Origin of the sequence: uncultured Corynebacterium sp., assembly GCF_945649885.1 — a bacterium.
Classification (GTDB): domain Bacteria; phylum Actinomycetota; class Actinomycetes; order Mycobacteriales; family Mycobacteriaceae; genus Corynebacterium.
The window spans coordinates 1-21,066 of record NZ_CALZFS010000040.1; the positions used below are offsets into that span (position 1 = coordinate 1).

A 21,066-nucleotide genomic window follows, 5' to 3' on the forward strand; every position below is an offset into this window, starting at 1 on the left:
AGGAAGGCGTTGTCGCTGGGGAAGAACATCTTGTTGAACACCAGTGCTGCGACGGTTCCATAAACCAGGAAGTCGAACCATTCGATGACGCTGCCACTGAGGCTTCCGAAGAGCACTCGTTTGTTCAGTTTTGTTGGAGGCTGCGTAGGTGTCTGCCTCGTTGAGGTGTCTGTTGTAGTCAAGGTGACCTCTTGCGTATTGGGGGGGGGGGGCGGGGGGGAAGTGGACGGCCTGGCGACGATGCGCTTTATCGGCCGGACCATGTGGTCTGACCACAAGAATGTAAGCCTCATCACCTTTTCCTGTCAATGGGGGCGGGGCAACACGGGTGTAGGGGTTTCTGGTTTGCTACCAAAAACAGTGCTCACTGATGGGAGGTGTTACCCCCGTCGCTGATGGAATCATTGCTGATGAAAACCAAGAGCCGGGGTTCTCCCTAGGAAGAACCCCGGCGACTGAGGTGAATCAGTTATCCACGGTGTGTGGATATGAAGGCTGTGTCAGCTCCCAGACTTACCGTCCTGGGCAGCCTTGGTGGAGGTGGCTTCTGGCTCCGTGGTGTCTGGAGTCCAACCGTCCTCCCATTCACCGGTGGCGTAGTCATAATCAACATCATTGCCGTCTTCATCGGTGCGCTGGTACCACTCGGTCACATGATCTGCTGTGGAATCGAACTGTGCGCCGGCTCCACGGCCATCCTCGGCAACAGATACGGAGAGCTCGAAGTCATCGCCGTGTTCCTCAAGGCCACGGACAACAGCGTTCTGTACTGCCGCGGCAGCATAGGTACGACGGATGGCGGCGGGATCTGTGGTCAGGTCCTTCAGGAATGCCACGGTCATGAGTATCAGCACCACCGCGAAGGGCAGTGCGATGAGGATGGTGAGGTTCTGCAGAGCAGTCAGGGTGGTTTCGCCACCGGCCAGCAGCATGACCACCGCAATGCCCATCATGCACAGACCCCAGAAAACAACGACCATCTTGTTGGGTGCCGGGTTGCCCTTGGAGGACATGGTGCCCATGACCGTTGATGCGGAGTCCGCGGAGGTGATGAAGAAGATCGCCAGTACCACGATCAGGATGAAGGGGGTGATCATATTCAGTGGCAACTGATCGAAGAGGGCGAAGAGCACCTGTTCATTGCCTGCGGAGCCATCGAAGCCCTCCACACCTTCACGGTTGAAGTGGATCGTCGTGCCACCGAAGATGGTGAAGGCCAGAATGAGGATGAAGGTGGGCACCGCGATGGTCACCAAGGCGAATTCACGGATGGTGCGGCCCCGGGAAATGCGTGCGATGAACATGCCCACGAATGGAGTCCAGGCAATCCACCAAGCCCAGTAGAAGGCGGTCCACCAGCCCTGGAACTCAATGGTGTCCTCGCCCCAGGACAGGGACTTGCCCATCATCGGCAGCAGCTCATCCAGGTAGGTGGCAGCACCAGACGGGATGAGGTTCAGCAGGAAGAGGGTGGGGCCGAAGATGAAGACGAAGGCCACCAGACCCAGGGTCAGGCTGATGTTGATATTGGACAGGTAGCGGATACCACGTGCCACACCGGAGACGGCACTGATGATGAAACCAACACCCAGTACACCGATGATGACCAGGATGGCGTCGTTGGCCAGGGGACCTGCCCCGGAGATGATCTCGACACCCTTACCGATCTGCAGGGCGGACAAACCCAGGGTGGCAGCGGTGCCGAAGAGCGTGGCGATGATCGCCATGATGTCAATGACGCGGGCTGCTGGTCCTTCTGCATGCTTGGTGCCCAGCAGTGGACGGAACACCGAACTGATCAAGGAGGCACGGCCACGCCTGTAGGTGGAGTATGCCAGTGCTGCACCCACGAGGGCATAGAGAGCCCAGATGGACAGACCCCAGTGGAAGTGGGACTGCGCCATGGCCTGATGCAGGGCTTCAGGGGTACCAGCCTCAACGGTGTTGGGCGGTGGGGAGAGGAAGTACGACAGTGGTTCGGAAGGTCCGAAGAAGAAGATACCCACGCCGATGCCGGCGCCGAACATCATCGCGATCCAGGAGAAGCGGGAGAACTCCGGCTTCTCCATGTCCTTGCCCAGCGGGATGTGTCCGAAGCGGGAGAACGCCAGGAACAACATGACGAACAGACCGAGACACATCACCAGGTTGAGCAACCAGGCGGCATTGCTCATGGCCCAGGAGTATGCGGTGGAGGAAACCGATGAAACAGAGTCTGGACTGGTGACACCCCAGACAATGAACGCGACGATGATGATTGCGGTGGAGAAGAATACTATGCGGTCCAGGCCGAAGCGGTTACGCTGCTCCTCCACGCTGATCCCCGGCACCAAGCCAGGGTGGAGATCATGTGGGTAGAGCCCTTGACTGGAAGATTCTGAGGTGGTCTTTCTATCGTCCGGGTGTTGTCGGGGGATTTCTGGCATCGGTTTTCCTTAATGTATGGAGTGCACGCGGGGTGGCGTTCCAGCGGCCTGGTCGTCATTTCTAAGTGGTACTTTGATGAGCTTTCGGCTCCCCGCTGGACTGAATTTATATATGATAGTGCTTGACAAAGTCTGATTAAGCGCTGAGAAATTCAGTTTTTCCCTGTCGGGCACCTTACACCGCTAAGGCATGGAAGGGGTATCCAGAGCTTTCCTGAAATATCGTATTGGTCTTTCCCCCTCGGTGGAAGATGCTCAGGAAAATCGCAGATGTCTCCTGAAATCTGACTTCATTCCACGTTAGCTAAAGGAGTGGGGCATTGGTCTGGGTAAAAAGATGACAGGGGACTCTGAAATAGAAGTGATCAGTTGATCTGCAAGACCGGGAACGGCCAGGGGCGCTTCTCCACATGCGGTGGGTGTTCCTCAAAGGGATAACCGAGGGAGACCTCGATATGGCTGATGCCATCCACGCGGGTTTCAGCAGGAATATGCAGGTGACCATGGATCGCCATGACGGCGTTGTACTTTAATGCCCAGTCGCGGGTGGCGGTGGTGCCACACCACAAGGCGATGTCGGGGAAGCGGAGACGGTGCGTGGGCTCCACCACCAGGGGCCAGTGGTTGACCAGGATCTTTTCACCCCTGACAGCAGCGAGGCGCTCCTCGGTGTAGTCGACTCTCTCAGCACACCATTTTTCAATATCCACGTAGGGGGCGATGGCGATTTCGTCGTCAAGCTTCACCTTGGCATCCGCAACGGCCTGCGCCGCGGTGACACCCGGGAGACGGAAAGAGTAGTCATAGAGGGTGAACAGCGGACAGACAGTAACCTTGCCGAACACCGGATAGGGGTCCTCCGGGGTGATCACCCCGATGGTGCGCAGCTGCCCGACGAGTGCCCGGTAGCGGGCCTTGCCGTTGATACGATCCGTTTTCCGGTTGAACAACTCATGATTACCCGGTACCCAGATCACGGTGTGGAAGCGCTGTTTCAGCGCGGTGAGGGTGCGCACCACATCCGGGATCTTCTCCGCGACATCGCCGGCGACGATCAGCCAGTCACCGGGGTCGCGGGGCTGGAGCTTGTCGACGACCCCCTGATTCTCCGGGAAGGTCACATGCAGATCGCTGACCGCCCATAAAGTGCGCACCATGTGTACCGGTCACCCTTTTGTTTCTTCGTAGTAGCCGGTGATGTGCTGACGGATGAGTTCTACGGCTTCCTCACGCCTGCCTTCCCGCAGAGCAGCAAGGATCGCGCGGTGCTCAGACTGCAGCCGCGCCGCTGTGGTGGGCCAGTCAGGAAGTGAGTGAGCACGGGCCACCGTGTGATCAGCCACCGAGGAACGCAGGGCATCCATCAAGGTACTGATCAGAGGGTTGGATGCCGACTGAGACAAAATCACATGGAACTGCGCATCCATCTTGAGGAACTCCTCCAGTGGAAGTGCCGGATCATCCATGATGTCCAGCAACCTCTCGGCAGTAGACCAGTCGCCACGCTCCGGATCCGAATGGAGTGCCGCCCAGCCCTCCAGGAGATGCCTGGTTTCAAAGATGTCATGATGACCTACCTGACTGGTGGCCAACTGCAGTGTCAGGGACAGTGACAATGCCTGCTCCGGGACAGCCGTGACAATGGTTCCAGACCTCGGGCCTGAACCGGTGGAACTGGAAATTGTGCCCAAGGCCTCCAGGACACGGAGGGCCTCCCGGAGTGAACTGCGGGAAACTCCAAGTGTCTCCGCCAGTGCACGCTCACTGGGAAGATGGTCACCAATGCTGAGCCGACCGCTCTTCAGCTCCTCGGTGACCCAGTTCATGACAGTCTCGTGCGCTTTCATCGCATCCCAGTATCGCATGACACCATAAGAAATATGGTGATTATCAGCGCTTCATTGCCTCCAGGAGTGCGTCCACCACCCCTTCAAGTTCACCCGCACGACGCTCATTCGGAGCAAAAGCCCCATCCTTGGCTTCATTGAAGGTGGAGAAGGTCACCTGGGCACGGACATCGTACATGTTGAAATTGCCCACGATCTGACGCCACTGTTCCACCGCACGCACACCCTCGGCGGCGCCATAGGAGACAAAACCAACCGGTTTGCCCCACCACTCCATACCCAGGACATCAAAGGCATTCTTGAACGCGCCGGGTACACCATGGTTGTACTCAGGGGTGACAAACAGGAATCCATCATAGGAATCAATGGCCTGTGACCAGCGGGTCACGTTCTCATCGTCGTACTGCTTGTTCGCAGCACCGGGAACGGTTTCAGCCTCCAAGAGTGGAACATTGAATTCCTTGAGATCAAGCAACTCATAGGACACGCCATCATCGTTGCGGGACTGCACCTGGTCCATGACCCAGTCAGCAACCCCCTTGCCGAAGCGACCCTGACGGATACTGCCGAGAATGATACCGATTTTCATGCCGTACTCCTTGCCGTTGATCTCTGGTTGTTTCCCCCGCCATCCTAGATATCAACGCAGGAGAATTCAGAAGATGACCTGGTCCAATGTGGTGATATCAGTGCGTGGATCCTGGCCAGTACGATCGATGTACCAGGCTGTCCAACCCAGCTCGCGGGGTTTTGCCACATCATTGATCCAGTCATCGCCGATGATGGTGGCTTTGGTGGCATTCAGATGTGCCAAGGCACGGGTATACATCTCCGGCCGGGGCTTCGCAGAATCCAAGGTGGTGGCAGCCAACATCACCAACCCGGGGAGATTCAGGCCGGTGCGTTCCATCTTGTCCTGCTGCATCACCTCACCACCATTGGTGAGGATGCCCACCGGATCACCGGTGTCCAACGCCCGTTGCAGACAGGACAAAGCGTCATCATAGGCCATCCAACTCTGCTCATAGATGCGCAGATAACCGGTGTAGATCTCATCGCACTGCGCATCAGTGAACTCCCGGCCGGTATAGGCACGCACCCGATCCCGACGTTGCCCCAGATGCGTGGTCTCCCCACGCTCGAAACGGGCAAAGCCCCATTTGTCCAGCTCCAACCACCGCTGGAAGTCCGGTTCAATACCGAGGCTGGGTGACCACACCTGCAGCGCCGCATGTGCCGCACTGGTGTGATCCACGAGGGTGCCGTCCAGATCAAAGAGGATCGCATGCTGGTTCATGGCATTGATATTAGGTGGTTTGCCGTGGCCTTGACGGGGAGTGAGCAGGATACATGGGGGCAGTAGGCGGGGAGTGGAAAGGGAAATGTGACCGCTGTTGAATTGGCTCCCCCCCTGGTTGAGGGAGCTGGTCGCCACCCTGCCTGCTCTCAGCAGCCTGCCGAGCATATCTGGGGGGAAAAGCTGTGCAGTCACTATTCTTGGTCGCAATGTCCGGAACAGATGATGGCTGGAATGTGGGTGAGTTTGCAGTCGGTGATCCATGCCCTCCAAGTCCGAACAGACAACTTTCTCCGGCAAACTCGGGCATAATTAAAAAGGTAATAAGGTTTCCAGGCACGTCGTGGAAATGCTGCACTTCTCTTCGTCACCTGGACGCATAACTAGATGAACAACGCTGGGTTCAATACGGTTTCTAGAAGAATGAGGGTGAAGACATGAAACGAGCTGTCGGTAACAAGGTGGTTCTGATCGGTGCGGGCGATGTGGGGGTCGCCTACGCATATGCTCTGGTTAACCAGGGTGCGGTGGATGATCTGTGCATCATTGATATTGATGAGAAGAAACTCGAAGGCAACGTCATGGACCTCAACCACGGTGTGGTGTGGGCATCCAAACGGACCCGCGTGAAAAAGGGCACCTACGCGGACTGCGCTGATGCCGCGATGGTGGTCATCTGTGCTGGTGCGGCACAGAAGCCGGGGGAGACCCGCCTGCAGCTGGTGGATAAGAACGTCAAGATCATGAAGGCCATCGTGGATGAGGTCATGGCCAATGGCTTCGATGGTCTCTTCCTGGTGGCTTCCAACCCGGTGGATATTCTCTCCTACGCGGTGTGGAAGTTCTCCGGCCTGCACCAGAACCGTGTGATTGGTTCCGGAACAGTGCTGGATACCGCACGTTTCCGCTACATGCTGGGTGATCTCTATGATGTCTCCCCGAAGTCCATCCACGCCTACATCATCGGTGAACACGGTGATACTGAACTGCCTGTGCTGTCCTCCGCCACCATTGCGGGTGTGTCCATGCGCAGAATGCTGGAGAAGGATCCTGAGCTGGAGGGGCGCTTAGAGAAAATCTTCGAGGAAACCCGGGATGCCGCCTACCGCATCATTGATGCCAAAGGTTCCACCTCCTATGGCATCGGCATGGGCCTGGCCCGCATCACACTCGCCATCCTGCACAACCAGGATGTGGCACTTCCCGTCAGCGCGCTGCTGGAAGGCCAGTACGGCGAGGAAGACATCTATATCGGCACCCCGGCCATCATTGATCGCAATGGCATCCACCGTGTGGTGGAACTGGAGATCTCCGATCATGAGATGGAGCGTTTCAAGCACTCCGTCAACACCTTGCGCGCCATCAAGGATGAGATCTTCATCCCGGAAACTTAGGAACCTGCGCCTGTCACCTCCATCCAGATTTTCAACATGCCGGGTCGGCACCGCAGGTGCACAATGAGAATATTAGCGGCCGTGAGGGTGTAACCAGATGAACCTCCGGAGGCCGGATGAACTGTTGGTTTAAGGAGCAGAAAACATGGGAACGTTCAATCACGATCACATTCAGCACTTGAGGCAGGAGGTTGATGATCTCCTCACCGAACTGGCCCAGGTCACCGAGGCCAACAAGGCAGAGATCGATCAGGTGTCACCGACCCATTACAACGGTGCCATCAACCTTCTGCACTACCTGCACCTGCGTACCCGTGACCTGCGAAACCTCCAGGGTGCCTTATCCTCCATCGGCTCTACCCGCCTGACCACCACGGAACCCAGTGTCAAGGCACGACTGAAGTCTGCCCGCAATGTCCTCGGCGCCTACCTGGGCGAGGGCCCCCTCTATCCGGGGTCTGATGTTGCCGATGCCTTCTCTGATGCTGATGAAATCCTGGATGAGCACGCAGAGATCCTGCTCGGCGCACCCGCTGAGGACACTCCTTCCTGCATCATGGTCACCCTCCCCACGGAGGCAGCCACGGACATCGACCTGCTCAGGAGTTTTGCCAAGAGCGGCATGGACTTAGCCCGCATCAACTGTGCCCACGATGATGAAACAGTATGGAAGCAGATGATCGACAACCTCCACACCGTGGCTGAGGAAGTCGGACGTGAGATCCGTGTGGCCATGGATCTCGCCGGGCCTAAGGTGCGCACCGGTGGAATCGCGCCGGGGCCTGAAGTGGGTCGTGCCCGTGTCACCCGCCTGGACACCGGCAAGGTCCTCACCCCTTCCAAGTTGTGGATCACCCCAATCCCAGAAGAGGGTGAAGAACCGGTTCCGGCGCAGGAAAACCTACCCGGCCGCCCGGCACTTCCCATCCAGGTGGATCCGCTGTGGTTCGAGAAGCTGAGCACCGGCAGCCTAATCGGACTGACCGATAACCGTGGCTCCCGTCGATCCTTCACTGTGGTCCGCACCTTCGAAGGCGCGGTCCTTGCCGAGGGCTACCAGAACGCCTACCTCACCAACGGCACCCTGCTCCAGCATGATTATGAACGCACCCCGGTCCGTGGCATCCCGCCGGTCCGACAGCGCCTCAAACTCAAGGTGGGAGATCGCCTCTTCATCACCTCCGAGGACATCGTCTATGACCCCTCAGTAGGTGGTGGCCGCATCCCGAAACTGAGCTGCACCCTCCCGGAGGCAGTCAGCGCAGTCAAAGTTGGTCACCGGGTGCTTTTCGACGACGGCGCCATCGCCGCAGTCTGCATCGACCGCAAGGAAGATGACGGTGAACACATCCTGGAACTGGAGGTCACCCGTGCCCGCCCCCAGGGCGTGAACCTGGCCGCCTACAAGGGCATCAACCTGCCGGATTCTGAACTGCCCCTGCCCAGCCTCACCGAGGAGGATCTGCAGCACCTGCGTTTTGTGACTGACTATGCGGACATCGTCAACGTCTCCTTCATCCGCGACACCGAGGATGTGGAATACATCCTGCAGGCACTGGAAGACATCGCTGAAGAAACCGGGGAGCATGAGAAGATCCGTGAACTCGGACTGGTGCTGAAAATTGAAACCATCCCGGGTTATGAGAACCTGGCCCAGATCATGATCACCGGCATGCGCCACCAGAATTTCGGCATCATGATCGCCCGCGGTGACTTAGCCGTGGAACTGGGCTTTGACCGCATGGCTGAAGTTCCACAGCTGATCATGGCCTTGGCGGAAGCCGCTCATATCCCGACGATCTTCGCCACCCAGGTCCTGGAGAACATGGCCAAAAATGGTCTGCCCTCCCGTGCAGAGATCACCGATGCTGCCCTGGCACTGCGTTGTGAATGCGTCATGCTCAACAAAGGCCCACACATTACCGATGCCATCAAGGTGCTGGCGCGCATGAGTAAGAAGCTTGGTGCCTCCCAGCGCAAGAGCCGCATGCTTCTGCGCCGTATCCGTAGTTGGGAGGAGCCGGGCCAGGAGGGCTAGTGTGCTCCCCACTAAAGGGGCGTGAAGAAAATGAATCTGCATCTGGGGGTACCCTGTGTTCATCGAAAGGTGAGGCATGAAAAAGTTCCAGATGTGGGCGATCTATCTTGGGGGGTTTGTCGGCCCCTTCACCGGCCAGGCCCTGGCGGTCATCCTTCCGGAGTTCGCTGAGACCTTCGGTATCACCCTGGCGCAGGCAGCCCTGACCATCACGGCCTATCTCTTCCCCTTTGCTATAACGATGCTGTTCTCCGGGAGGCTCGTGCACAGCATCCCGCCACACAAGGTGGTTCTGGTCGCCTATGGGGTGACACTGCCACTGGCTGTGGCGCTGTTATTCACCCCTTCCTGGTACCTGTTCCTACTGTGTTTTTCTGCCATCGGCATTGCCAATGCCTTCACCACCCCGGTACTTCAGGTGATGTTGCGCGAACTTCATCCACCGGGAGCCCTGGGTTCTGCACTGGGTACCTATGCTGCGATGCAATCTCTGGGAATGTTGTCCGCACCGTTGTTCTCCGGTCTCTCAACCCTAGTGAATTGGCGGCTGACCTTCCTGGCGACGATCCTGGCCTCGGCATTTATCCTCCTGGTCCGCGTCCCTGAAGTTCCCTCCCCGGATACCTCACCGCAACAGGTGACAGGCCGGGTGCAGTGGGGTGCGATGTCGATCCAGATATTCAGCAGCCTGGTGGTGGGCATGGGCATCATGGGCCTGGGATTCCTGACTGCCCTGCATGCCGGAGATGAATTCGGACTCGGGCCTGTGGAACGTGGTCTGGTCATCATGTGTGGTGGCATCGCGGCTTTCCTAACCTCCCGACCCATTGGCAGGATGGCTGACCGCTATGGCACCCGGATTGTTCTTGTCTCAGCCGGAATCCTCGCCGGGCTGGGTCTGGCCGTAATGCCTTTCCTGCCCTGGCTCTGGCTCCTGGTTGCTTCCTGGGCTGTGGCCGTTATGGCCGGACAGGGCATACAGGCGACCATCAACCTGGCAGTGCTGTCCGGGGTCGGTGGTTCCTCCCTGCTTTCGACTGTCCAGGCGTTCAGGTTCTTCGGCACCGCTGTGGCTCCCGTGATCTTTCTACCGATCTATACCGGTGCCGGCGATGTGGTGTTCTGGATTCCTGCCACAGCCCTGCTCCTGGTGGCTGTGTTACAGCAGTTCAACCCGGGACACAGGCCGGCGGCTAACCCCTGAGGATCCGGCGCATCCACCCACTCCTGGTGGAGGTGGTCGCCTGGGCCACCTCAGACCCAACTGCCAGGGTGTCATAACCGTGATAACCGCCCCGCCACACATGCAGCTCAGTTTGAACCCCCGCCTCCAGCAGACGCAGTGCGTACTTGATGTCCTCATCGCGGAACACCTCGGCAGAACCCACATCAATGTAGGTGGTGGGCAGACCGGAGAGGTCCCCGGCACGCGCCGGGGCCACGTAGGGGCTGATGTCATCGCGGTCTGCGTGACCCTCACCCAGGAGGGCATTCCAGGCGAAGATATTGGATTCGCGGGGCCAGATATGTCCATATCCCTCGGTGAACTGTCGGGAGGACACGGTGGTGTTGCGATCATCGAGCATCGGATAGATCAGGCACTGCGCAAACAGGTCGATCTCCTTCTTGTCGCGCGCCATGAGTGCCACGCCTGCCGCCAGGCCACCACCACCGGAGCTGCCACCGACGATGATTCTGCCTGGATCCACACCCCACTCTGATGCCTTGGACGCGGCCCACAGTAGGCCTGCGTAGCAGTCCTCCACCCCAGCAGGTGCGGGATGTTCCGGCGCCAGGCGGTAAGTCGTGGTCACCACCACCATGTTGTGTTCTTCCACCCAGTTGAACTCGTCATAAGCACCCAGGGCGGCAAAGTGATCTCCCAGGATCATGCCACCAGAATGAAGACCGAAGTACAGCGGGGCGTTCTCCACAGTGCCGGCGGGGCGGATCACCGTGAGGTCGATCGGACCACGCGGTCCATCAATGGTGTGATCCTCCCACTGCAGGCCACGGGCATCCGCCTGATCCTTGGCGAGCTGTCGTGCCGCAGGGTCTTCCATGGCTTCCTTGAGCACCGGGTAGCTCTCATCGGTGACGGTGGGGAGGAGAAGCTCGGGGCTTTTCAGGATTTCTGCTGCCTCGGGATCAACATTTTGACGGACCATATCCTTGCTCATGAACACTCCTTGAAAAAGAAACCTTGTGATGTGGGTCTCATGCTAGTGGTAGGTTCAGGAAACGGCAGCAGAATGACAACAGCTTTGTCCCTCCGGCAGCGGAAGAGGGAAGATTCTGTGAGTAAGTGGCCGACAGATCTTTTTGATGTTGATGACCACCTCGGGATCCTCGGTCTTATTCCTTCGATGTAGGTCAATGCGCGGTGGGGAAAATCTCTGGTGCGCATAGTAGTCCCTGTGATCGCCACCGTCACACCATCCACCACAATTCACTTTGACTTAATACCGGGGTAGGGCAGAAGCACGGCAAAATTCATCCATCAGGAGGATACTGGGGAGCAGGTATTCCTTCCTTCTGAACCCGCTGAACGGCGTAGGAGAGTATGCACATGAAGATCATCGCGCACCGCGGACTGTCCTCGGAGTATCCGGAACTGACAGAATCCGCCTTCACCGGGGCCCTGGAACTGCCCATCCACGGTGTGGAGACAGATGTCCGTCTCACCAGGTGCGGGGAGGTCGTGTGTATCCATGATCCGGTGATCAGCCGCGTCTCCGATGGTTTCGGGCGGGTCTCTGCGATGACCCTGGAACAGCTGCTGGAACGCAACTTCGGCACCAAACAAGCACCACAGCAGGTGCTCACCCTCAATAACCTCCTGGACATCATGGAGGACTATCCCGAGAAGCACCTCTATATCGAGTCCAAGCACCCCATGCGTTATTCCATCATGTTGGAGGAGGAGATTGTCAAGATCCTCCGTTACCGCGGTCTGACCGAAGATCCCCGCATCCACCTCATCTCCTTCTCCCTGCCGGCGATCCACTGGATGAGCAGGATTGCCCCCGAGATCGACCGCATTCACCTGCGCCGTTCCTGGGAACGCTGGCTCAACCCCACCGACCGTCGTTTGAGTAATCCCACCGGCCTGGGCCTGTCTATTGAACGGGCCAAGATGCGCCCGGAGCTCATCGGACGTAAAGGTCTGCCCACCTATCTCTTCACCGTGGACAAAGAGAAAGACTGGCAGTGGGCGCTGGATCATGGCGTGGAGATGCTCACCACCAATTTCCCGGGCCGTGCTGCGGAGTATCTGAATGATGATCCCGCAACCGCCCTGTACGCTGATGCCCATGGCAAAGAAGAATAAGAAGAAGGAACAGCTGCCCGAGGGCATGAGCCGCCGCGAGGCAAAACTTGCAGCCCGCGCTGCTGAGCGCGAAGCACTGGTTGGTGAGCCACGTCCATTCGAGGGCCTGGCCATGGAACCACAGCTGGTGGCACTGCAGGAGTTCATCCCTTCTGCAACCGCAGAGATCACCCTCAAGGGTACTGACCGCAAGGTCACCCTCTGCACCGTTCTGCCGGGTGCGGCCGCAGCACTCATCCGTGATGAGGAGCACGGTGCTGAGGCATTCGTCGCAATGCAGCAAGCCACCCGCTCCAACACCCCGGGCAAGGATCTCGCCTACGCCCTCAACTGGGTACTCAACGCTGAAGCTGGCCAGTCCCTGGCCAGTGGCAAGCACGACGGTTCCCAGCCAGCCCTGACTGAGCTTATCGACGCCACCGCCATCCTGGACATCGTCGCCCACCAGGACTTCAACTGGTGGCTGGCTGATGGGGACAACATCTCCCCTGAGGTTGCCCAGCATATGGAGATGGCCAACGATTCCATCCTGCCCTCCCACCCAGTTGAGGTCGACGTCCCAGGTGCTGTCTGGTGGGTCAACCCAGGCGGCAAGGCCCACATCCGTTGGGTCCGCACCGATGATGAGACCACCCTGCTCAACGCCCTGGCTCGCATCGCCGCCCGCAATGAGCTGATCCTGGGTGAAGAGACCAAGTTCGCCGGCGCCTTCCGCACCCACGGCATCACCGTTCCGGTCTGGGACCTCGACACCGAGCGCCCCCACGACGACTATGTTGCTGAGCTCAAGGCACTCGATGAGAAGATCACCGCTGAGCTGTCCAATGACGCGCAACTCTCCCCTGAGGAGCGTCGTCAGCTGGAGAACATCAAGTCCCGCCAGGTGACCATCCGCTAAGTAGTAATTACAAGAAATGCCCCATCTTCTGAGCATTGCCCGGAAGGTGGGGCATTGATGCTGTTCAGAGAGTTATTTCAAGGAATTGAAGAGCTCCTGGGCAGCGGCGTCATCCCAAATGACAACATTTCCCACGTCATAGTCAGCAAAGGTGGCAATCGGAACGGTCTCCGTCTTGATACCACCGCGCATGGCCAGTGCCAGACGTCCCAGATGCCAGACATGGTCGCCATCGCCCACGGTGAAGGTGTCCACCGCATCACCGATCATCGGGAAAGTGCGGAAAGGATTGAGCAGGGTGGCCGGGGAAGTAGCGGTACCCAGGAGTGCGGAGAAGAACTCACGTTGGCGCACCACCCGGTCCAGATCGCCGAGGGCGGTGGCGCGGGTACGCACATACCCCAGGGCCGCTGCACCATCGAATTCCTGACAACCTGCCTGGACATCGAGATTGGCCAGGGGATCTTGGATGGGTTCCGCAGGACACATCTCCACACCACCGATGGCATCGACCATATTGGCCAGCCCGCCCATGCCGATCTCCGCATAGTGGTCAATACGCAGACCCGTGGACTCCTCCACCGTCTGGGCCAGCAGCTGCGGACCCCCCACGGTGAAAGCAGCATTGATCTTGTCCATGCCCCACCCAGGGATGTTCACATAGGAATCACGCGGGATGGACAACAAAGTCGGTTCACCACTGCGTGGCAGGTGCAGCACCATGATGGTGTCAGTACGCCCCACCCCGATATCCCCACCGGTGCCCAGACGTGCAATGTCCTCCTCGCTCAACCCCTGACGCGAATCTGAACCCACCAGCATCCAGTTGGTGCCGGAGGTGTTGGATACCTGGGTGTCCGGGGTGGATTCCACCCGGTTGAGCTGGGAATCAGCCCACAAGGTTCCAGCACCGACTAGGACCACAAGCACCACGAGGAAGCCTGCCAGTGACCCGAGGCAGCCCCGCGGGCGCAGCCGGAACTTCGGTAGCTTGCGACGCTTCCTGGAGGCAGGGGCATTGTTGACCTGGGGAAGCTCATGGGGAACATGGCCCACCTGCCCAGGTTGTTGGAAACCCTGCTGATGGTGCTGGGGTGAGGGAGGGCTCTGTTGAGGTCGGCGGTGCGGCCGGGGCTGCTGTCGTGGCACAGGTTGCTGTGGGAATACACGGGTGGAATCCGCTGGTGGGGGCGGTGCGGCCCGGCGCGGTGGTGGGCTCTGTCGCGGTGCTTGACGACGCACCCGTACCGGCCTGCCATAGCGGTCAACGATGGGACGGCCCTGACTATCGCGGGCGTAATCCCCCTGTCCACGTGAATCCATGGTTATACAGTAGCTTCAGTGCCATCGGCTAAGAAGTCGTGCAGTCCCACAGATGCCTGAGGGGGACTTCAGAGTGGGGGATCGTCGCGATGAGGGGCTTAGGTGATATCGAAAAGCCTGCCTCCACGTTTCCGGGCCCGGACCACCACCGCAGAGCGGATTCTGGTGGCACCGGCATTCCAGGCTGAGTTGGACAGGAAATTATAGAGCGCCCGTTGATTGGGCAGGGTGACATCCACCAACAGTTGGAAATCCCCCGCGATCGCAGCACAATAACGAACCTCCTGCAGGTTGCCCAGTTGGTGGCCGATGGCTTCCACTGATTGTGGGGTTGCCTGCACCCACAACTGGGTTTCCACCGGTAATCCCATCAGGCTGGGTTCCACCAGTGCCCGGATGGTCACACGGGTATTTCGCAGGAGCGTATCTAAACGCCGGGAGACTGAACTCTCGCTCAGGCCAACCCGGCGGGCCATGGACTCCAAACTGGCACGACCATCCTGCTTCAAGGTGTCAATGATTGCCCTGTCTGTTTCATCCACCCCGATGGTGTGTTCCCAATGGGCCTGGTCCGCGCCATAGGGACTGGTCAGTGCAGAACTTTCCTCCTCGGTGAGGACGCCGGCCCGCCAGCTGCGGATGGTCTTGAAATACTTGAGTACCGGATAGGTGGCGTAATGCGAGGTGCCCGGCGTGGCAGGGAGCTGATTGATCAGGATATCCGTGGGATCGCCGTCATAATGGAGTTCGGTCACCACATCGGTGGGGCCGGTGGTCAGATAGGCGTAGGAGGTGTCTGGACGTTGGGCCAGGGCCTCACAGGCCATGCGGCTCGCACCAGGGGTGCAGGTGAAAGAGGTGATGACTGCCGCCTGCTGATTTTCAATGCCTGCGATGGTCACCCGGTTAGTTGCCAACAATTCGGTCCCATGCCTGGCAACAGTACGTTCTGCTTCGCCGAGAACCTGGGCTATTTTCCGCCAGGGGGCACGGGGATCAACCTGAAGTGCGCCGATGATCCTTCGCTGGAGGGGATCAAGAGTGGGGGAGGGGTACATCTTTTCATAACCTCATCTCTGCCCGAGTATCGGCAGGCAGCTGATTCTTGCACTATTTGCCAGTTATTTGGCTGATGCTGGTGAATTCTGCCGGTTATTCCTGCCACGGTGCAGGTTCCAGCCATGATTGTGGCAGATTTCTCAGGCTATTGATGAAGATGTGATCCATGATGGATAGTTGCTGAAGTGAGATTGGGTTCACATTAATTGATGGGTGGTGCTGGCGGTTTCCCGCCCCCAATCTTCAACTGTGAGAGACCTCCCGACATCTAAGGAAATATCATGTCTGAATCGACAACCCTGCTCGCCCTCGGTGATCCGAGTTCAACGGATATCTGGGCTGTGGCCAACACTCCCATGTTGTGGTTTTGCACCATCGGCGTTTTTGCCGTTATCTGCCTGCAAACCGTCCTCTATATCAAAGCTGCCCGTGTTGCCGCCCCCGCGATTGGGATGCCCACCCGGGAGCTGAAGCAATCCTTCCGCGCCGGGGCTGTCGCTTCCATCGGCCCCTCCCTGGCGGTGGTGTTGGTGGCCATTGCGCTGCTCGCACTTTTTGGTACCCCGGCAGTCCTGGTACGCATCGGGTTGATTGGTTCCGCCCAGGCAGAGGTGGGGTCGGCCAGTGCCGCCGCCATGTCCATGGGTGCCGAGCTCGGTGGTGCCAGTTACACCCAGCAGGTATTCGCCGTGGCCTTTATGGCCATGAGCCTGTCCGGGGCGATGTGGATGCTGTGTGTCTTGATCTTCACCCCGATCCTCAAACGGGGAGGAAAATCCATGGCCACCAGGAACCCGGTGGCCATGGCATTGATTCCAGCCGCTGCACTGCTGGGTGCCTTCGGAGCTCTGGCGGTGGGGGAAATGCCCAAGTCCTCCATTCACCTCTCCCTGGTGCTCATCTCAGGTGGGGTGATGGCTTTGTGCCTCTTCCTGGCCAAGACCTTCAATCTGACCTGGCTGCGGGAATGGGCTCTGGGATTTGCCATCATCATCGCATTATCTGCAGCCTACGTCCTCCACATTGCCTGATCCCCTCCCACTGATAGAGAAGGAAATCCCGCCATGGCCATTACCTCCCCTCGTCCGGTCACTGCACCGGCCCCTGTTTCCCCATCAACCGCTGCTGATGCCGCAATGTCGCGTTTTGAAACTCAAACCAGCCGTTATGGATCCCTGACCATGGCAGCCGGCCTGATCCTTTCCTTGCTTGGCCCCTCCTACCTGGTATTTTTCTCTGACCTTCAGATCACACCAGCCATGGTGTGGGTTGCCTTCCTCGCTGTTGCCGCGATCTTCGGTGTGTTGTGGTTTGTGGAACCGCTGACCTATTTCCCGATTTTAGGTTCGGCAGCGATGTACCAGGCCTTCATGATTGGAAATATATCGAACAAGCTGGTGCCGGCAGCCATCGTCGCGCAATCCTCCATTGGGGCCAAAGCAGGTACCAAGCGAGGGGATCTGTCGGCGGTGATGGCGATCGGCGGCGCAGCCACCATGCACCTGCTCAGCCTGTTGATCTTCGTCGGCTTCCTGGGGACCTGGCTGGTTTCCCGTGTTCCAGTCGAGGTGATTGAAGTAGCCAGGCTCTACATCATGCCGTCCCTGATGGGTGCAGTGTTAGTGCAGGCCATCGTGTCCATGCGTAACCTCCGCGCCACCGTGGTGGCCGTGGGCCTGGCCCTGATCATCCAGCTGTTGATCGTCCCGATCTTCCCCCAGCTGGGCATGTTTGCCACCGCGATCGTGGTGATCACCTCGATCATCATCAACTGGATCATTCGTGACCGCCGCACCAGCGTGGTGGTGGACACCACCAACCCAGAATGATCTACCACCACTGCTGAAGAAACCCCCTTCAATGCACAACCCAAAGGACTACCGATTACCATGATCCGCACCGCACTGCCCGATACCGTCACCGCAGACATGCTGGAGATGTACCGTCATCTCCATGCTCATCCGGAATTGTCCATGCAGGAGCATGAGACCGCCACCTATATCGAAGCGGAACTCACCGCGATCGGAATTGAACATTTCCGCTGTGGCGGCACCGGAGTGGTGGGTATTGACCGCAACGGCGATGGGCCGGTCATTGCCTTCAGAGCTGATACCGATGGGTTACCGATCAGGGAGGACACCGGAGCTGACTATGCTTCTGAGGCCACCGGCTTCCTTGATGGTCAGGAGGTACCCGTGATGCACGGGTGTGGGCACGACACCCATGTCGCTACCGCTTTGACAGCAGCCCGCCTCTTCCACGAGAGGCGTGGGGATTGGTCGGGAACCCTGGTGTGGATTTTCCAACCGGGTGAGGAAACTGCAGCCGGTGCCAGGGCCATGGTGGATGACGGTCTCTGGGACCAGGCTCCCCAGCCGGAGGTTGTTTTAGGGCAACATGTCTTTCCCTTCCCGACAGGGACGGTGGCGATCACCCGGAACGCTGCGATGGCCTCCGCCAACTCGCTCCGGGTCACCCTGTTTGGTGCTCAGGCCCATGGTTCCCAGCCACAGGATTCTGTGGACCCGATCATCCTTGGTGCCCACATTCTCACCAGGTTGCAGACGATCGTCTCCCGGGAAGTGGCTCCCTTGGACCCGGCAGTGGTTACCGTGGGTACTTTTCATGCAGGTCTGAAGGAGAACATCATTCCGGACCGGGCTGAGTTCACCCTCAATATTCGCACCCTGACCGGGCGCGTGCGCGAACAGGTACTGGCCGCGGTGGAGCGGATCGTCTACGGGGAAGCCCAGATTTCCGGAGCTCCGAAACCCTTGATCGAGGAGCTCTATACCTTCCCCCAGTTGATTAATGATGAAGAACATACCGAGCGGGTCATTACTGCCCTCCGGGGAGAACTCGGCCCGGAAAACGTCGAGCTGGTACCACCGAAAATGGGTTCCGAGGATTTCGGCTGGTTGGGTGAGAGCATCGGAGTACCTTCGGTGTTCTGGATGTTTGGTGGGGCGGATCCAGCGGATGAGAACCCGGCGAAGAATCACTCGCCCTTCTTCCTACCCGTACCTGAACCAACCCTGACCACCGGGGTGCGTGCCATCCTGAGCACTGTTGGGTCCTACCTGGGCAGGTAGGGAACAGCAGCTCCTAGTGATCACAAACCCAGCCAGCTGAGGTTCCCACCCAGGGCCGCATATCCGACAAAGGCCACGGCATCGATGAGGAAGTGTGCGATCACCAATGGCCACACCTTGCCGGTGCGGTGGTAGAAATACGCGAAGATCACGCCCATGATGATGTTGCCGAAACCCGCGGACACCCCCTGGTAGAGGTGGTAGGAACCGCGCAGCACCGACGAGGCGATGATCATCACCGGTACACTCCACCCCAGGGAACGCAGACGGGTGAGTAACCAGAAGACCACCACGATCTCTTCAGCGAAGGCATTGGCCGCGGACCAGAGCAGGAGGACGGGGATCTCCCACCAGCTCTCCAGGGTGGTGGGCACCACCTGCTTGGACAGGCCCAGGTGGACAGCGCTGGCATAGAAGATGAGCCCGGGAATGCCGATCAGGGCCGCCAGGCCTGCACCCCAGGCCCAGTCAGTGGGTTTGATCCAGGTGAATTTCTCCGCGAGTAGATAGATCGCCAGTGCGCCCCAGGAGAAGAGCACACCGGCAGAACAGAGCTGGAGGGCCAGATCCAACCAGGCGGAGTTGGCCATGGAGCTGTTGAGTGCCACGGCCTGCTCATTGAGCGCGATGGGGGAGAGGAGATCGTCGACAAGCCTGAGCAGGGAGCGCAGACCACTCATACCGAAGGTGATGGCCAGGACGATGAGGATCTCGAGGTGGATGCGTTGTCTAGTCACGTGCAAGCTGCTTTCCCAGTCCCAGCAGTTCGGATGTCCCCACCCGGATCCCACCGAGCTGCACCCCGTCGGGCAGGGTCAGGGCGGGACCACCGGTCATGTTGAAGAGGGTGGCCCAGGGTGTCCACTTTGTCTGCTCCAGGAAATCTTCCTCTGGTGACAGCGCAGAGAAGAACCCGATCCGCGGGGGTGTCCGCGACAGTGTGGGCATGAGCGCGACATCGACATCCCAGGCCTCCAGGACTGTTGCTCCCACGGAGTTGAAGGCGGCCACCGCGCGCTGGCGTTGCGCTGTTGACATGGCGGTACCGCGCTTGCGCAACCACTCCACCAGGGGACTGGCCTCCCCGGTGATCTTGGCAGAACGCCAGGCCAGAACCTCGCTGAAAGCCTCAAAAGCCCAGGGGCCATAGGGGAGACCCACCGGAATGACGCGGTGGCCGAGCTGCTCCAGGTAGTGGGCTGTCTCCTCCACCGCGGCAATCCGCTCTGCCTCCACAGCGGTGTCTGCATGCAGGGGATCGAGCAACACCCCGATCTTTAAAGGACGCAGCACGGGAACCAGATCATGCAGGAGTGCCTGGGTGTCGATATCGCGGGTGATGAAACCCTGGGTGGCAGGGCGCCCGCCGGTGGAATCATGGGCGGGTTTCAAGCCCACGACCCCGCAGGCGGCCGCCGGTACCCGGATGGAACCGCCCCCATCGGAGGCATGAGCAGCGTCCACAAGCCCGCGTGCCACGGCCACTGCTGCACCACCGGAGGAACCGCCCGGGGTGTGTCCCGGAAGCAGGGGATTAGAGGGTGCCGCCATGCCCACCGGTTCGCAGTAGGCGCTCATGCCCAGCTCACTGCTCTGGGTCTTACCGGCGATGATGGCACCGCGATCAATGAGTGCCTGTAGAAAGGGATCAGTTTCTGTAGCCAGCACCTGCCGTGTGGCGGATCCAAAAGCAGTCGGCATACCGGCCACATGATGCAGGTCCTTGGCCGGAATCACCATGCCACCCAAAGGGCCCCGCCCATGCCCGGCCACCACATCGGGATCAAAACAGGAGAAACCATGCTCGGCTGGGGACATCGTGGCAAGACGTGCGGCAAGTGAGGCAACTGACATGATCAACCACAGTAGTGAACACGGGTTAAGCTGAGTAACCATGAGTGATGCACAGACAGTCGTGTCCTATCTGGGACCCGCAGGAACATTCACCGAAGCCGCCCTGATCCGCCTTGCCGAACGCGGTGAATTCGGAAGCGGAGAAATCAGCCAGATGCCGGTGAACTCCCCACAACAGGCCGTGGACGCCGTACGTGAAGGCACCGCGGACTTTGCGGTCGTGGCCATCGAAAACTTTGTCGATGGCTTCGTCACCCCCACCTATGACGCCCTGGACCAGGGCTCTGAGGTGCAGATCTTCGCCGAGGAAGCCATCGAGGTCTCCTTCACCATCATGGCACGTCCCGGCACCACCCTGGCCGATGTCACCACCCTGGCCACCCACCCGGTGGCCCACCAGCAGATCAAACACTGGATGGCCGGCAACGTTCCAAACGCACGCTTTGTCTCCGCATCTTCCAATGCCGCCGCCGCCCAGCTGGTCTCCGAAAACGGTGCCGATGCCGC

General features: G+C 59.1%; 19 protein-coding genes and 1 pseudogene. 9 read left to right on the plus strand and 11 right to left on the minus strand.

Annotated elements, in window-relative coordinates:
• The 6 genes and pseudogenes from Q0M74_RS13890 to Q0M74_RS06115 all read right to left on the minus strand — a co-directional run.
• A pseudogene (locus Q0M74_RS13890) lies at positions 1–263 on the minus strand (MFS transporter); the annotation flags it as partial.
• A 237-nt stretch (positions 264–500) separates the two neighbouring features.
• A complete protein-coding gene (locus Q0M74_RS06095; RefSeq protein ID WP_293952486.1) occupies positions 501–2,426 on the minus strand; it encodes a BCCT family transporter in 1,926 nt (641 codons plus the stop codon).
• Positions 2,427–2,791: 365 nt separating this feature from the next.
• A complete protein-coding gene (locus tag Q0M74_RS06100) occupies positions 2,792–3,583 on the minus strand; it encodes a metallophosphoesterase (protein WP_293952488.1) in 792 nt (263 codons plus the stop codon).
• 9 nt (positions 3,584–3,592) lie between these two features.
• Positions 3,593–4,273 (minus strand): FadR/GntR family transcriptional regulator, encoded by a 681-nt coding sequence (locus tag Q0M74_RS06105; protein ID WP_293952490.1) that lies wholly within the window; start codon positions 4,271–4,273, stop codon positions 3,593–3,595.
• Between the two features lie 43 nt (positions 4,274–4,316).
• The gene (locus tag Q0M74_RS06110; RefSeq protein WP_293952492.1) at positions 4,317–4,862 is read right to left on the minus strand and encodes an NADPH-dependent FMN reductase; all 546 of its coding nucleotides are present in this window, start codon (positions 4,860–4,862) and stop codon (positions 4,317–4,319) included.
• 66 nt (positions 4,863–4,928) lie between these two features.
• A complete protein-coding gene (locus Q0M74_RS06115) occupies positions 4,929–5,570 on the minus strand; it encodes an HAD family hydrolase (protein ID WP_293952494.1) in 642 nt (213 codons plus the stop codon).
• A gap of 437 nt (positions 5,571–6,007) precedes the next feature.
• On the opposite strand from Q0M74_RS06115, the gene Q0M74_RS06120 reads away from it, so the two are divergent.
• From Q0M74_RS06120 to Q0M74_RS06130, 3 genes are all read left to right on the plus strand, one after another.
• Positions 6,008–6,964 carry an L-lactate dehydrogenase gene (locus tag Q0M74_RS06120; protein ID WP_293952496.1) on the plus strand — a complete coding sequence of 319 codons (957 nt, stop codon included), beginning with the start codon at positions 6,008–6,010 and terminating at the stop codon, positions 6,962–6,964.
• 145 nt (positions 6,965–7,109) lie between these two features.
• Positions 7,110–9,002, plus strand: a complete 1,893-nt coding sequence (locus Q0M74_RS06125) for a pyruvate kinase (protein ID WP_293952498.1) — start codon at positions 7,110–7,112, stop codon at positions 9,000–9,002.
• A 76-nt stretch (positions 9,003–9,078) separates the two neighbouring features.
• Positions 9,079–10,206, plus strand: a complete 1,128-nt coding sequence (locus tag Q0M74_RS06130; protein WP_293952500.1) for an MFS transporter — start codon at positions 9,079–9,081, stop codon at positions 10,204–10,206.
• Here Q0M74_RS06130 and Q0M74_RS06135 read toward each other — a convergent pair.
• Positions 10,196–11,182, minus strand: a complete 987-nt coding sequence (locus Q0M74_RS06135) for an alpha/beta hydrolase (protein WP_293952502.1) — start codon at positions 11,180–11,182, stop codon at positions 10,196–10,198. The two genes, Q0M74_RS06130 and Q0M74_RS06135, sit on opposite strands and share 11 nt — an antisense overlap.
• A 389-nt stretch (positions 11,183–11,571) precedes the next feature.
• On the opposite strand from Q0M74_RS06135, the gene Q0M74_RS06140 reads away from it, so the two are divergent.
• Positions 11,572–12,333, plus strand: coding sequence for a glycerophosphodiester phosphodiesterase family protein (locus tag Q0M74_RS06140; RefSeq protein WP_293952504.1), 762 nt, complete (start codon positions 11,572–11,574; stop codon positions 12,331–12,333).
• Positions 12,317–13,231, plus strand: coding sequence for a DUF5926 family protein (locus Q0M74_RS06145; protein ID WP_293952506.1), 915 nt, complete (start codon positions 12,317–12,319; stop codon positions 13,229–13,231). The genes Q0M74_RS06140 and Q0M74_RS06145 overlap by 17 nt, the downstream gene beginning before the upstream one ends.
• Positions 13,232–13,303: 72 nt before the next feature.
• On the opposite strand, the gene Q0M74_RS06150 is transcribed toward Q0M74_RS06145, so the two are convergent.
• Both Q0M74_RS06150 and Q0M74_RS06155 read right to left on the minus strand, forming a co-directional pair.
• Positions 13,304–14,554: an LCP family protein gene (locus tag Q0M74_RS06150; protein WP_293952508.1), complete on the minus strand. Its 1,251-nt coding sequence runs from the start codon at positions 14,552–14,554 to the stop codon at positions 13,304–13,306.
• Positions 14,555–14,652: 98 nt separating this feature from the next.
• Positions 14,653–15,612 carry an Lrp/AsnC family transcriptional regulator gene (locus tag Q0M74_RS06155; protein ID WP_293952510.1) on the minus strand — a complete coding sequence of 320 codons (960 nt, stop codon included), beginning with the start codon at positions 15,610–15,612 and terminating at the stop codon, positions 14,653–14,655.
• A 282-nt stretch (positions 15,613–15,894) separates the two neighbouring features.
• Here Q0M74_RS06155 and Q0M74_RS06160 point away from each other — a divergent pair, with 282 nt between their 5' ends.
• From Q0M74_RS06160 to Q0M74_RS06170, 3 genes are read left to right on the plus strand one after another with little or no spacing between them, the layout of a single operon-like run.
• The gene (locus Q0M74_RS06160) at positions 15,895–16,644 is read left to right on the plus strand and encodes a DUF5058 family protein (RefSeq protein ID WP_293952512.1); all 750 of its coding nucleotides are present in this window, start codon (positions 15,895–15,897) and stop codon (positions 16,642–16,644) included.
• Between the two features lie 33 nt (positions 16,645–16,677).
• Positions 16,678–17,442: a hypothetical protein gene (locus Q0M74_RS06165; protein ID WP_293952514.1), complete on the plus strand. Its 765-nt coding sequence runs from the start codon at positions 16,678–16,680 to the stop codon at positions 17,440–17,442.
• Positions 17,443–17,502: 60 nt separating this feature from the next.
• Complete coding sequence (locus Q0M74_RS06170) at positions 17,503–18,705, plus strand: amidohydrolase (protein ID WP_293952516.1); 1,203 nt, start codon at positions 17,503–17,505, stop codon at positions 18,703–18,705.
• Between the two features lie 20 nt (positions 18,706–18,725).
• Here the strand turns inward: Q0M74_RS06170 and Q0M74_RS06175 are convergent, their stop codons facing one another.
• Positions 18,726–19,385 carry a CPBP family intramembrane glutamic endopeptidase gene (locus Q0M74_RS06175; protein ID WP_293952522.1) on the minus strand — a complete coding sequence of 220 codons (660 nt, stop codon included), beginning with the start codon at positions 19,383–19,385 and terminating at the stop codon, positions 18,726–18,728.
• 49 nt (positions 19,386–19,434) lie between these two features.
• Positions 19,435–20,559: an amidase gene (locus tag Q0M74_RS06180; protein ID WP_293952518.1), complete on the minus strand. Its 1,125-nt coding sequence runs from the start codon at positions 20,557–20,559 to the stop codon at positions 19,435–19,437.
• A 40-nt stretch (positions 20,560–20,599) separates the two neighbouring features.
• Here Q0M74_RS06180 and Q0M74_RS06185 point away from each other — a divergent pair.
• Positions 20,600–21,066, plus strand: a 467-nt coding sequence (locus Q0M74_RS06185; RefSeq protein ID WP_293952520.1) for a prephenate dehydratase domain-containing protein, incomplete at its 3' end; no start/stop codon positions are given.

Bases quoted from the DNA above. Each gene is read 5' to 3' on its own strand.
- Q0M74_RS06095 (WP_293952486.1), bottom strand. From the start codon at position 2,426: ATGCCAGAAATCCCCCGACAACACCCGGACGATAGAAAGACCACCTCA.
- Q0M74_RS06100 (WP_293952488.1), bottom strand. From the start codon at position 3,583: ATGGTGCGCACTTTATGGGCGGTCAGCGATCTGCATGTGACCTTCCCG.
- Q0M74_RS06105 (WP_293952490.1), bottom strand. From the start codon at position 4,273: ATGAAAGCGCACGAGACTGTCATGAACTGGGTCACCGAGGAGCTGAAG.
- Q0M74_RS06110 (WP_293952492.1), bottom strand. From the start codon at position 4,862: ATGAAAATCGGTATCATTCTCGGCAGTATCCGTCAGGGTCGCTTCGGC.
- Q0M74_RS06115 (WP_293952494.1), bottom strand. From the start codon at position 5,570: ATGAACCAGCATGCGATCCTCTTTGATCTGGACGGCACCCTCGTGGAT.
- Q0M74_RS06120 (WP_293952496.1), top strand. From the start codon at position 6,008: ATGAAACGAGCTGTCGGTAACAAGGTGGTTCTGATCGGTGCGGGCGAT.
- Q0M74_RS06125 (WP_293952498.1), top strand. From the start codon at position 7,110: ATGGGAACGTTCAATCACGATCACATTCAGCACTTGAGGCAGGAGGTT.
- Q0M74_RS06130 (WP_293952500.1), top strand. From the start codon at position 9,079: ATGAAAAAGTTCCAGATGTGGGCGATCTATCTTGGGGGGTTTGTCGGC.
- Q0M74_RS06135 (WP_293952502.1), bottom strand. From the start codon at position 11,182: ATGAGCAAGGATATGGTCCGTCAAAATGTTGATCCCGAGGCAGCAGAA.
- Q0M74_RS06140 (WP_293952504.1), top strand. From the start codon at position 11,572: ATGAAGATCATCGCGCACCGCGGACTGTCCTCGGAGTATCCGGAACTG.
- Q0M74_RS06145 (WP_293952506.1), top strand. From the start codon at position 12,317: ATGGCAAAGAAGAATAAGAAGAAGGAACAGCTGCCCGAGGGCATGAGC.
- Q0M74_RS06150 (WP_293952508.1), bottom strand. From the start codon at position 14,554: ATGGATTCACGTGGACAGGGGGATTACGCCCGCGATAGTCAGGGCCGT.
- Q0M74_RS06155 (WP_293952510.1), bottom strand. From the start codon at position 15,612: ATGTACCCCTCCCCCACTCTTGATCCCCTCCAGCGAAGGATCATCGGC.
- Q0M74_RS06160 (WP_293952512.1), top strand. From the start codon at position 15,895: ATGTCTGAATCGACAACCCTGCTCGCCCTCGGTGATCCGAGTTCAACG.
- Q0M74_RS06165 (WP_293952514.1), top strand. From the start codon at position 16,678: ATGGCCATTACCTCCCCTCGTCCGGTCACTGCACCGGCCCCTGTTTCC.
- Q0M74_RS06170 (WP_293952516.1), top strand. From the start codon at position 17,503: ATGATCCGCACCGCACTGCCCGATACCGTCACCGCAGACATGCTGGAG.
- Q0M74_RS06175 (WP_293952522.1), bottom strand. From the start codon at position 19,385: ATGAGTGGTCTGCGCTCCCTGCTCAGGCTTGTCGACGATCTCCTCTCC.
- Q0M74_RS06180 (WP_293952518.1), bottom strand. From the start codon at position 20,559: ATGTCAGTTGCCTCACTTGCCGCACGTCTTGCCACGATGTCCCCAGCC.